9 protein-coding genes and 1 tRNA gene are annotated in these 12,622 nt (G+C 43.7%); 5 read left to right on the forward strand and 5 right to left on the reverse strand.

Annotated elements, in window-relative coordinates:
- Window positions 1–5: 5 nt before the first annotated feature.
- The 4 genes from G337_RS0112525 to G337_RS0112540 all read left to right on the forward strand — a co-directional run bounded on the left by G337_RS0112525 (window position 6) and on the right by G337_RS0112540 (window position 3,194).
- Window positions 6–81, forward strand: a tRNA-Lys gene (locus G337_RS0112525).
- 149 nt (window positions 82–230) lie between these two features.
- Complete coding sequence (gene nadA, locus G337_RS0112530; protein ID WP_028864195.1) at window positions 231–1,289, forward strand: quinolinate synthase NadA; 1,059 nt, start codon at window positions 231–233, stop codon at window positions 1,287–1,289.
- 212 nt (window positions 1,290–1,501) lie between these two features.
- Entirely contained in the window at window positions 1,502–2,647 is a 1,146-nt protein-coding gene (dcm, locus tag G337_RS0112535; protein WP_028864196.1) for a DNA (cytosine-5-)-methyltransferase, read from the forward strand.
- Window positions 2,648–2,711: 64 nt separating this feature from the next.
- The gene (locus G337_RS0112540; protein WP_028864197.1) at window positions 2,712–3,194 is read left to right on the forward strand and encodes a YehS family protein; all 483 of its coding nucleotides are present in this window, start codon (window positions 2,712–2,714) and stop codon (window positions 3,192–3,194) included.
- A gap of 4 nt (window positions 3,195–3,198) precedes the next feature.
- Here G337_RS0112540 and G337_RS26190 read toward each other — a convergent pair whose 3' ends face one another.
- The 5 genes from G337_RS26190 to nhaC all read right to left on the reverse strand — a co-directional run bounded on the left by G337_RS26190 (window position 3,199) and on the right by nhaC (window position 10,163).
- A complete protein-coding gene (locus G337_RS26190; RefSeq protein WP_084605363.1) occupies window positions 3,199–5,601 on the reverse strand; it encodes a glycoside hydrolase in 2,403 nt (800 codons plus the stop codon).
- Between the two features lie 76 nt (window positions 5,602–5,677).
- Window positions 5,678–6,526 (reverse strand): DUF2861 family protein, encoded by an 849-nt coding sequence (locus tag G337_RS0112550; RefSeq protein ID WP_051303226.1) that lies wholly within the window; start codon window positions 6,524–6,526, stop codon window positions 5,678–5,680.
- Entirely contained in the window at window positions 6,526–7,176 is a 651-nt protein-coding gene (locus tag G337_RS0112555; RefSeq protein WP_028864199.1) for a response regulator transcription factor, read from the reverse strand. Before G337_RS0112555 ends, G337_RS0112550 begins: the two co-directional genes overlap by 1 nt.
- Complete coding sequence (locus tag G337_RS0112560; protein ID WP_051303228.1) at window positions 7,173–8,678, reverse strand: ATP-binding protein; 1,506 nt, start codon at window positions 8,676–8,678, stop codon at window positions 7,173–7,175. The genes G337_RS0112555 and G337_RS0112560 overlap by 4 nt, the downstream gene beginning before the upstream one ends.
- A gap of 81 nt (window positions 8,679–8,759) precedes the next feature.
- A complete protein-coding gene (nhaC, locus tag G337_RS0112565) occupies window positions 8,760–10,163 on the reverse strand; it encodes a Na+/H+ antiporter NhaC (RefSeq protein ID WP_028864201.1) in 1,404 nt (467 codons plus the stop codon).
- A gap of 473 nt (window positions 10,164–10,636) precedes the next feature.
- Between nhaC and G337_RS0112570 the strand changes: the two genes are divergently transcribed.
- Window positions 10,637–12,550, forward strand: a complete 1,914-nt coding sequence (locus G337_RS0112570) for a methyl-accepting chemotaxis protein (RefSeq protein WP_028864202.1) — start codon at window positions 10,637–10,639, stop codon at window positions 12,548–12,550.
- The last annotated feature ends 72 nt before the right edge of the window (window positions 12,551–12,622 follow it).

The raw sequence follows: 12,622 nt of genomic DNA on the forward strand, positions 1-12,622 counted from the left end.
TATTCGGGCCGTTAGCTCAGTTGGTAGAGCAGTGGACTTTTAATCCATTTGTCGAAGGTTCAAATCCTTCACGGCCCACCAGTTCTCTCCTTGATAAAAACTCAAACTGCTATAACTACATAAATTTATTGATAATTATTTTTTTAATATAATTAAGACTATTTTAATTGTCGTTTTTATTCTTGAGCACGGTATAATTTGCACCCATTTTTAATATCTAAGAGACGATGATGAGCAAATTCTCTCCCCTTGTTGGTTCTGATTATCCTTTCCCGGCAAAACCTGTTGTACTTTCAGAGCAAGAGAAGATCGATTACAAAAATAAAATTAAGCAGTTATTAATCGAAAAAGATGCTGTTTTAGTTGCTCACTATTATACCGACCCTGAAATTCAGGCATTAGCTGAAGAAACTGGCGGTTATGTTGCCGATTCACTGGAAATGGCCCGATTCGGCCGTGACCATCAGGCGTCAACGCTGATTATTGCCGGTGTTCGTTTTATGGGCGAAACAGCAAAAATTTTAACACCGCATAAAAATGTATTAATGCCGGAGCTGGAAGCGACATGTTCTTTAGATGTAGGCTGTCCGATTGAAAGTTTCAGTGAGTTCTGCGACCAGCACCCGGACCGTACCGTTGTTGTTTATGCAAATACATCTGCAGCTGTTAAAGCTCGTGCCGACTGGGTTGTTACTTCGAGCATTGCATTAGAGATTGTTGAGCACCTTGACAGTGAAGACAAAAAAATCATCTGGGGACCAGATCGTCACCTCGGCAGTTATATAAAAGCAAAAACCCAAGCGGATATGCTGATGTGGCAGGGCGACTGTATTGTTCATGATGAGTTTAAAGCCAGTGCACTGCGTGATATGAAAGCTGTATATCCAGATGCTGCTGTATTAGTTCATCCTGAATCACCAGAGAGTGTTGTTAAACTGGCGGATGCGGTTGGTTCAACCAGCCAGCTGATAAAAGCTGCGCAAGAGCTTCCTAATAAACAGCTGATTGTGGCAACAGATACCGGTATCTTTTACAAGATGCAGCAGGCCTGCCCGGATAAAGAGATGCTGGCTGCACCAACTGCCGGTAACGGCGCGACATGCCGCAGCTGCGCACACTGCCCGTGGATGGCGATGAACGGTCTTAAAGCGATTTATGACTCATTAAACGATGCCTCTGGACATGAGATTGATGTTGATCCGGAAGTTGCACAAGGTGCGTTAGTTTCTTTAAACCGCATGCTGGACTTTGCGGCTGAGCAGCAGTTAAAAGTTAAAGGTAATGCTTAATATTTATTGAGCATTTAATATTTAAAAGCAGCTTTGCTTTATTAAATGATTTAAAATCAAAAACTGTTATTCGATTTGTATTATTAAACTACTTCGCTGAGTTTATTGGTACCGTTTGAAAACCAGCATGAACAATAATTACGGGTGCTGATAATCACAGTGAATATGCTGGTGATTGTCAGGATCTCAAACAATCAGTATTGGAATAAGTAATGAATTACAAAGTAGGCAGTTTATTTGCAGGTGTAGGCGGCGTTTGTCTTGGTTTTAAAAATGCTAGTCATGAAAGTGCTAATTATGAATTAGTGTGGGCAAATGAAATGGATGCACACGCCTCAAAAACCTACCAGTTGAATTTTGAACATGATCTGATTGTTGGTGATATTGAAAAAATTGTTAAACCTGAACGTGCCGAAAACGCTCAAGAACAACTGCATTTTGAAAATAAAAAACAGCAGATTTTAGCACAGCCGATCGATATTTTAACCGGTGGTTTCCCTTGCCAGGCTTTTAGTATCGCCGGAGCCCGCAAAGGTTTTGATGATCAGCGTGGTAATCTTTTTTACAGCATTATTAATTTAGTGTCGGATCTTGAAAAAACGTCGCATAAACCGCGTATTTTATTTTTGGAAAATGTAAAAAATCTGCGCGGTCATGATAAAGGTAATACCTATCAGGTGATCAAGCAGGAAATTGAACGCATTGGTTATACGGTTAAAGATGTCGTATTAAATACTAAAGAATATACAAACTTACCGCAGAATCGTGAGCGTATGTTTATTGTCTGTTTCTTAAATGAAGCCGATGCACAGCGTTTTACTATGTTTGATCGTTTACATGAGTTTAAGAAAGATCATTCAGAAGTAAACCGACGCGACAATATCAGCCGGGTGCTGGATCTGAAAGCTGATAAATCGAAGCTGCAGTCTTATTATTACAGCAGAGATAAATACCCGAATTATTTTATCAGCGAATCTGAGTACGCTTCGCTGCCTGCTGCTAAACGCAGAAAAGAGCGTATTAATATCACCGAGCAGATTGATCAGGAGTTTGAATTTTACCAGGTACGACGCGGTATGTATGTGCGCAAAAACTCCAGCGGTGTCTGCCCTACATTAACGGCTAATATGGGTACCGGCGGTCATAATGTTGCTTTAATTAAAGTTAAAGACGGTGTACGCAAATTAACTCCGGCGGAAACATTCAAACTGCAGGGGTTTCCTGTGGGTAACGGTTATCAGCTGCCGGAAAATATGTCTAACGGACATCTGTACAAGCAGGCGGGAAATGCCGTATCCGTGGATGTAATAACTTTAATCGCTAATGAAATATTGAATGTTTTACAGGCGGGTGATTAGCGCCCGGCTTGAATATTCTGTATAGTACGCCCCTTTATTATTACCTACTAACTATTGAGAAATTATGATCACTAATGATGTTTTACGACGTGTACGTTATGCGTTACAACTTAACGATAAAAAAATGTTAGAAATTTTTGCGTCTGTCGATAATGCAATTGATGAAAATTACCTGCATAGCATCATGGCAAAAGAGGGTGAAGATAATTTTGTATTCTGTCGTGACAGTCTTTTATCTTTATTCTTAGACGGCCTTATCAATGAAAAACGCGGTAAAAAAGAGGGCTCCAGCCCGATTATTCTTCCTGCTAAAGCGGTAATGCCGAATAATGATATTTTACGTAAATTACGTATTGCCCTGAATTTCAAAGAAGAAGATATGCTGGCTGCATTAGACTCTGCTGAATTCCCGGTTTCAAAATCAGAGCTGTCTGCATTATTCAGAAAGAAAGATCACCGCAACTATAAAGTATGCGGCGACCAGTTATTACGCAACTTCTTAAACGGTATTACCAAACGTTTCCGCGGTACGGAAGGCGAAGCTTAAACGTTCACTTCATTGGTGCATTAAGAAGACCGAGTCTCAAAACTCGGTTTTTTTGTATCTGCCCGGCAGAACTGCTCTCTTTTGGTGTCTTTACCCTAAATATTTTTGATGCCCATTCAACTTTTTCCCCGTTACTGAGGTTGGCCGTAATTGAGCCCGCTGGAATACGCTCACCATTCGCTACTGTCTGCATTCTGGAAGAGTAGTTGGCAATAATTCGGCTGCCGTCACTGAAAGTTGTCTGCTGTACTAGTCCGTTTTTTGAAAGCCATTCAAATTTCTCTAGTTTCTCATCCCACAACACCTGGTGAATTGGCATAAATCCCTGCTGATAGTGCTTTAGTGCTTTAATACGAGGGGCATATTTAGAGTTCGCTTCAGTGCGGTTTAAGTGAACCATAGCCGGGGTATTGTAGAGCATGCTGGTTAAGTCCCGCTGCATCTGAACATTAGAGAATTTTAAACTGTCATTATGCCAGTGGTGACTGTTGTTCAGCTCATTATGAAAGACGGTTTGATAGAGCGGTATCTTGTACTGCGGGGCAAAAAGCAGTTCTTTGTAAGGTGTCTTCACCTGCGCATTTTTAAAAAAATACGCGGGTTTATGATCCGGATACCAGGCCCCTAAAAAGTAAGGTGACTGGCGATCTTTATACATCTCATTATCGCTCCAGCCAAAACCAGTGGTTTCCATTCCATGAGCGAATGCAATGCCTGCTGTTGTCAGCGAATTTCCATCTTCTGAGCCCAGCACTACATCCTGCTTGTCGACTATCCACTGCATACGCTCATTAAACGCTTTAAGCATATCAGTCTCGTTCATACCTTTGTTTTGATATGCGTAGTCTTCCCTGACCATGCCCGTTGCGTCAACATCAAGAAACAAACTATTGAACCGGCCGTATTTAATTATGTCTTGAATGCGCTGCTGGACATATTCTCTTCCACAGGCCGGATTCAGATAAAAGCCGTTTCCGCGAAAGCCTTTTTTCCGGCTGCCGTCAGCGTTTTCGATGGCGCAGTTAAGGCGCATATGTTTCGGCAGCTGAGCCGTTAACCAGTTGTCGTTGAGCCCCGGTGGAACAGCGGTATTGTAGGAATCATAAGTGCCGATCAGGTAACCGGCACTTTTGGCCTGTTCCACAACTTGAGGCTGATAAAACGCCGACGTCCATTTGTCTACTCCCAGCCATAGTTTTTTCAGACCCGCCTGCTCAAGGTTATTCACCATACCTTTAGAAATTGCCTGCCCCCAAAGTTCATTGGCAATTAGGTACTGTCCCGCATAGCGGACAAGGTACTCCTTTTGTTTCTGGGCTGTCTGGTACTGATCTTCGATATAATTGCTGTCTTGAGCTTTTGCTTTAACCTTAATCTTTTCTTTTAGCGAGTCAGCAATGCTGTCGACCAGCACCCGCTTGTTATATCTATTTAACCTGTCTATGCCTTTTCGTAGTTTTTTAAGTGTTTTTTCTGCTTCAGCTGTTACTTTGAGATCGTTCTGTCCGAAATACCACTCTTTTAATCCCCACCAGTCTGACACATCTTCTACTGATAATAATTCACTGCCGAAGAGATAAACATGAGTTGCGCCGATTAAGCGTTCAAGCTTAGGCTGTTTAGCAAGTTTTTGAGAAAGAGAAATCGCTAAACCTTGTTCTTCACGCCATCTTCGATAGCGCTTAGCCCCGGAAAGAGGCTCACTTCCCAGCGATATCAGCAGCTCAAAGGGTTCATTTTTGTTCAATACAGTAAAGCTGTGGCTTGCCTGCATATCACTTTTACTGCCGCTGATAGTAAAGTTCAAGCTGTTATTAGCTGCAGTAACCAGCTGGTAATTCACATACTGCGGTATTGCGCTTTTATTGCTTAACGGCTGCGACTGCGCAGTCCAAAAGGGCATTTTCAGATCTTGCGTGGTATTGCTCGGAGAATAATTATCCTGCAGATATTTAGCCCAGACAGCATGATTCGTCGGTATGCGCATACCTTCATTAAAGGGCAGATACAGGGTTTGAGTACTTTCTTCAGGTAGATTAAACCAAGTCAGTTTCAGTGGTTTTTGTCTTTGGATAGTTTGTATTTCAGATGCATCAAATCGAATCAGCAGTTCACCCTTGTTGAGTTTGGTGTAGACCCTTATCTTACTCGGGATTAGTGTCCAGGCTGCAGAATCTGCAGATAGTTTTGAATGGTTAGCGGCTAACTGAGGCAGCTTTGCTGCTGTAAGAGCCCCCTGGTTAACAGGGATCTGCGTTCCTTTTTTCTGCCATAAAATTTCCAGGCTGTCCGGATTAATCTGCACAGTCTGCTTACCTTCGGAAAGTTCAATGATGCCGCCGCTGCTTGATGACGCTGCAAATAATGTTACCAAGCCAATTAACTGTCTTTTAAGTTGAGTTTTCATCTAATAGTTACCGTGATATAAGTGTAAGTCTATTACACCCGAAGTAACTGCTAGAAATGTCACCACTATGTCTCTATTAAAACTGGTAGTATCCGGCAGGAACAGTGAGCCTCTGCAGGTACTCGACTTTCACTCCCCCCTGATATTCATAAGTTGAAACTGTTGTGCTCAGCCACTTAGCATTTTCTGGTTGAGGACCCGGCGGCTGAGGCTGGTTTTGCCCGTTGACTGAAACAGGCTGCGGCCATCCGATTATCTGGAAGTTCTGAGTGAACCATTGCCAGGTCACTTTTGCAGGTGCGCAGCCGGAGGAAGGTGTCGGCAGATAAACGGCAAGAGGGCTTTGTGTATCATTAATCAGTTCAAGCCAATTGCCCTCTTTATTTCTGCTTAGCACTAAGGGGTAGATCAAATCTGCAATATGCAGTTCAAAATATCCCGGCTTGGGCAGATTCAAAAGTTCATTGCTTTCTACCTCAATATAATCATCTTGTGGTGCAGCTGTTATGCCGCTTAACCAAACTTTTCCCCGTCGGTCAGTCAGTTCAACCCGGGTGCCTTGGGGAGGGTTTTCTATTGCAACCTTTAGCTGAAAGCTTTGTTGTACGAGATTGGTTTTCTGCTGCAGTGATAATTTTATTCTATATCGATTTTTGTTGTCAGTATGAACACTTGAAGAAAGTAACCTGCCGCATTGCGTTTTTTCAATAATAGCATTTTTAACCGCTGACCAGTGAGCTGGATTGATCTCCTGCTCGGCTAATGCAAGCTGCATTTCCTGCCAGGCAAGTTCAGGATTGTTATTTGCCAAAGCTGAATAGGCAGACGCTAACGGCGTTTCAGCAAACCAGTTATCTGCTGGCGAGTTCGTTGACAGGGCCGCTATAAAAGCTGCCAGTAAATGTATTAATAGTTTTGAGGGCATCAGCCTTCTACCTCTTTTAAGCGATAACCCACACCACGTAATGTTTCGATATCAAGCGGCGGCAGTTTCTGCCTTAAATGCAGAATATGGTTATCTACGGTGCGGGTGGAAGGAAAAGCCTGAAATCCCCAAATTTTGTTGAGCAGTTCATCGCGATGAAATACTCGTCCCTGGTTCTGTACAAATAAGATCAGTAGTTGAAACTCTTTTGGTTTCAAATGGATCTCTTTGCCATGAAAGCATATTCTGCGTGTTGATAAATCAATACTGAGCGCTTTATAACAGAGTTTTGCTTCGCCAAGCGGTCTAAGCTGTACCTGGATTCGAGCCAGCAGTTCCTGATGAGAGAAGGGTTTAACCATGTAATCTTTCGCACCGGCCTGCAGTCCCTCAATTCGCTGTTCCACTTCTATTTTTGCCGTGAGAACGATCACCGGAAGTGCTTTTTTCATCAGCTGTTCGGGCAGCCAGATTAGGCTGTCCCCTTCAGGAAGCTGGCGATCCAGAATCACTAAATCTGCAGTAAACCAAGCGCTTTTAGCTTGTTGTGCATCTTTCGCCCAGCAGCATTGATAGCCCTGTTCCATAATAAATTTCGACAGGCCTTCACCAAGCAATATATCATCTTCAACCAGCAGAATATTTATCACAACGGCAGCTCCAGGGTAAAACGAGTCGGATTACGGCTGCAGATCAGCCTGCCTCCCATTTTATTCATCAGTCGAGCGACAATCGTCAGGCCAATGCCCATATTGCCGCTTGATTTTTTATTGGATTGAGTAAATTGTATTACTCTTCTTTGCCAAAAAGAGGGAAAATTGCCTTGGTTTTGAACTTCAATAGTCAGCTTCTTATTTACTGCCGCTGTGACAGAGACTGCTCCTTTTCCGTGTTGAAGTGCGTTACGGAGCAGATTATCCAGGCAGATGCCTAACCAGTAGAAAGGCAGGGTTAACTGCGCGTCATCTGCTAACTGGTAATCTAATTTATGTTTCTTCAGTAAATGTTCAAGCCATTCTGAGAGGTAAGCCGTTTGATATTGGAAGCGCTCCCCGGGATTTGCGCTTAAAAAACCTTTGCTGGTTTCAGTCAGCTGCGCGAGTCTCTGGTAGTCAGCCAGCAGGCGGCCGAATGTCAGCTGGGTATCTTTATTAAGATAATCGTACTGATTTCGAAACTGTTCAACGGTAAATCCTAAACTGGAGACTGGTGTTCTTAATTCATGAGTAAGAAGCTGTAAAATAAAGTAGCGCTCTTTGGCCTCTTCCCGCCTCTCAAGCGCACTTTTTACAGCAATAAACAGGATAGAAAGGCCAAGCAGTACGATTAATATGCTGCTCCATTGAACCCTATTGTCCAGCTGCTCAATACAGAGGTTGGAATAACGGTAAGCACAGCTTTTTCCTGTCTCGCCGTTTGCAGGGATCGTACTTATCTGCAGGGCAAGCCTGTCCGCCAGTGCGCTCCATTGTTTTTCTTCAATAGCTGAGATACCCGTTTGGCTGTTTAACCACAGCCTGCCGTCCTGTGCTAAATAGGAATGATAACCGGAAAGCAGGGCATCACTGCCTTTGGCTGTTAAGCCTGAAAAATCATTATAAAGAGGATGAAGCGGGTTTGCTAACGTCAGAGCGCCTTTAAACGAAGCCAGAAACTTCTCTGCTTCTCTTGAGGTTGTTTTGTTAAGAAATGCAAGGTACCTGTCCGCATAACTGCCGCCAGCCGGGTGTATTTTTTCCCCTTTGTTAAACCAGTTGTTATTGAGCAGTGCGCCTTGACATAAGGACAGTTCGAACTCGATAGCGCGGGAAAAATTATTGTCAGAGTGCTGTGGTGATTCTTTTAACACACAGGACTTTTGAACTTGATGGATAAATATAATCTGCTCCCAGGTGTAATTAGAAAAATTCGGGTAGCTGCTGTCGCTTTTAAGTAAAGTTACGGGAAAAAGGCTTAGTTTATCCAGTTTAATCTGCGTCTGAAGCGGCAGCTTAGAAGCCAGCTCTATAAACTGCTGCCACTGACTCTGCAGACTGCCTGCCGGTTTATCAGCCTGCGGTAAAACAGCAAAAGAGCAGGCGGCTAAGGCTAAGCACAGAGCAAATATTTTTAAACTGTTTGATTTTATCAGATTTGTTTTATTGACTTGCATATCGCATAGTATAGTTAAAACGAAAGCGCATTTGTCACCTCAATGTCATCAAGTCGATTTTATTAATTATAACTCTGCATTTTATACTCGGGTTATACCTGTTTGGGACTTAACTAAACTGACACCGCCATAGGCAAATGATATTGCGATCAGTGGGTTTAACCAGTTGAGAATGGCCCAGGGGGCGTAGTCAAGAACATTAACGCCGAGTGTTGCGGCAAAAAATGCGCCTCCGGTAGTCCAGGGGATCAGCGCTGTGGTTAATGTTGCCCCTTCTTCTAAGGATCGCGACAGTACAGAGCGGTCGATTCCCCGCTGGTCATAGGCTTCGCCGTATAACTGGCCGTTAAGAATAATCGACATATAAGCTTCACCGAGGGTCATATTGCCGATAAAACAGCTGCTGATGGTCATGGTAATCAGACTGGCCTGGCGTTTTACACTGCGCAGCAGGTTATAGATTAAAACCTGTAAAAAGCCGAATTTATCCAGGATCCCGCCCAATGCCAGTGCCAGCAGTGCCAGTGATAATGTCCACATCATGGCGCTGATACCGCCGCGGGTGAGTAGGTTATCTAAGGCTGCTATGCCGCTATCGGCGCTTCCTCCACTGAATAAAGCATTAAGTACCTGGGTCAGCTGCGCGTCCTGCACCGTGAGCGCTAAAAGAACTGCGGCTGCCGCTGCTGCAGACATAGCGGGCAGCGCGCTGACTTTTAGATAGATCAATAAAAGCATAGTCAGCAGCGGCAGCAGGTTAATAATGTGTATCTGATAAGTCTGCTGCAGGCCGTTAAGGAGCAGATTGATATTATCGGCCGGCACGGTGTTTTCCGCATACTGCATACCGATCACAGTAAAAGCCAGCAGGGTAATAAGGTAAGCGGGTCCGGTGGTTCTGTGCATTGACTTGATGTGTTGTGTCAGTTCTGTACCGGCCGCCATAGCCGCCAGATTAGTGGTGTCGGATACTGGTGACATTTTGTCACCGAAGGTAGCACCTGCGATAATCATTCCTGCAACAACAGGCGCCGGGATACCCATAGCGGTACCGACTGCAATCAGAACCACACCTGCGGTGCCGACCGTCCCCCAGCTGGTTCCAGTGGCGAGTGACATCAGACTGCAGAGAATTAATCCGGCTGGTAAAAAGATACTGGGCGAGATAAATGTCAGCCCGTAATAGATCAGGGTCGCGACGGTGCCGCTTTGAATAAAGGCCGCGATTAATACACCGATCATCAAAAAGATATAGATGGATGTTAAAGCGCGCTCTATACCTGAATTCATGGCTTTAATAACGGGACTGAAGTCACCGCGGTATAAACACCAGGCGCTGCCCGCGGCGGTCAACAGACAGAGCAGCAGTAAGCTGTGCAGGTTTACTGCATAAACAAATAGTCCAAGGCCTATTATTGCGCAGACTGCCGAAAAGGTAATTAATGCATGTATAAAGCTTGGTGCTTTTATTGCTGAGCTGTCCATTTCAGTCTCTCTGTTTCTATAATAATTCAGGCGGTTACGGGTGCTGATTAGATTATTACGTTATCGCAGAAAAGCGTGACAGCCAAAGTTTTTTTCTTTGTTTTGTGTGTTATTGACGGTGCTTGAAGCCGTTGTTGTTTTTCAGCACTGTTTGAGGCGTTGAGCTGAATACTCTCTGTACTGATGACAACTTTTGCTGTTTTGTTGTTTCTTATTGGCTTATTATTGGTTTTTAATTGATGTTTGTGCCGTCTGTTAAGCTTCATATTAATAGACTGATATTATGGTTATTATTTACGAAATTAAAACAATCATTTTAGTTAATTGTATGTAATTATACGCACCCCTTGCTTTAAAGTTGATGTTTAAAGCATAAGTTTTACGTATTATGGTCATTCCGCTGATTAAATAAATTATTCGCAGACAGCAATGAATATAAAATTATCGGACTGCCGCTGATGATGGATCATTACATGAACATATTAAATAGCTTTAAAGGCCGGATTATTACGGTCACTATATTATTACTGACAGTCTCACTGGCTGTATCAACCTTTCTCTCTTACCGTCAGATATCAACATCTGTATTTAAAAATGTTGACCGCTATTCGATGCTTCAGATAGACAGCACATCGGATAAAATAACTACCTGGTTCCATACAATTAAGGACGCATTAGTTTCTACTGCGCCGGATTTTGCAACGGATCGCGGTGATATTCAGATCGGTTTAATGACCAGACAGATAGCAAATGCAACTAAAGCCACTGATATTGTTGTGGGTTTTGATGACGGCCGGTCATACGGTGCAGCCAGCGGTATGCGTGATGTTTCGATTTATGATCCGCGTACTCGAGACTGGTATAAATCAGCTAAACAAAAAGGCAGTACAGTGATCACCGGAATGTATGAAGATGCCGTAACCGGCAGCTTAATGATCAGTATTGCTGAACCCTTCTTTTACCGCAGCAAATTTCGTGGTGTGCTGCTTGCCGATATTGAGTTAAAGCTGATTGCTGAAATGGTTAAGCAGTCCTCTTTCTCCGGTGCGATGAGTGCCCTTTACAATGCTCAGGGAACAACTATCGCATCGACCGGTGAAGTTGATATTCCGGGAAAAACTAGACTGTCAGACTTCCCGGAGTTAGTTGAGCTGAACCGGGAAATGCTTACAAAAGAGAGCGGCCTTTTCAATTACAGCTTAGGTGGTGTTGATAAAGTAGCTTTCTTTAAAACGCTTAAACTGGATGAGCAGACTAGCTGGCACTTTCTTGTTGGTATTGATAAATCAGTTGTTTATGCGGAAATTGATGAAAATCTTAGTGAGTCCTTGCTGACCGCTGCCTTGTTAATTGTACTGGCGATTGCTGTTATTCTTCTGGTGCTGAATCGTTTATACCGCCCAATTCTGGCTCTGAAATCAACGGTGGTAAGTTTGTCTGAAGGTAATGGTGATCTGACCCGCCGCCTGGAAGTTAATACCAAAGATGATTTGGGAAAAATAGCCGAAGCGGTCAATATATTTATTACTAATCTGCAGACTATGATGCTCGAAGTTTCTCAATCAACGGAATATATTTCTGAAGGGATTGAAGAGCTTAAAGCACAGACAGAGATGAATAATACGGTTTTATCAGCGCATGCGTCAGAGACGGATCAGGCTGTAACAGCTGTCAATCAGATGAGTTCAGCCGCTGAAAGTGTTGCCCAGAGTGCATCGCAGTCGGCGGTGTTTACCCAAGATACAAGCGAAGAGGCCGAGCAGTCAAAAATAGTGGTTAACGGCGCGGTTAAAAGTGTGGCTTCTTTAGTTGGTGAAGTTGATTCGATGGCGTTAAGTATTCAAACCATGAGTGAAGATACGCAGAAAATCGGCTCTGTTCTAGGTGTGATTGGTGAAATTGCTGATCAGACAAATTTACTGGCTCTGAACGCTGCCATTGAAGCTGCCCGTGCCGGTGAGCAGGGCAGAGGCTTTGCTGTTGTTGCGGATGAGGTCAGGGCATTGGCCGGCAGAACACAGCAGAGCACCTCAGAGATTAATGCCATGCTGACTAAGCTGAATAAGGGCACGGAGTCCGTTGTTACGGCAATGGATGATACTAAACGCAGCTGTCAGCAGACGGCTGATACCACTTCAAATGTTAATAACAGCCTGGATTCAATGACGGTATCTGTGGTTAAGATCAATGATCTTGGTGTACAGATTGCAACGGCAGCAGAGCAGCAGAGCTCGGCAACGGATGAGATTAACCGCAATATGAGCGCAATTCAGGGCATGGTCACGCAGCTTACTGAAAACGGTGTACAGACCATGGACAGTACACGCAGTCTTGCCAGTGGTAATGAACAGCTGCTTTCTATTGTTGGTCAGTTTAAACTGCAGTAACAGCACTCTGATACCGGGCCGCTTGAATTATATGCGCCCGGTAACTGTTTGATACATATACACTGTTCTTTT

Source organism: Psychromonas aquimarina ATCC BAA-1526 (genome assembly GCF_000428725.1).
GTDB classification, from domain to species: Bacteria; Pseudomonadota; Gammaproteobacteria; order Enterobacterales; family Psychromonadaceae; genus Psychromonas; species Psychromonas aquimarina.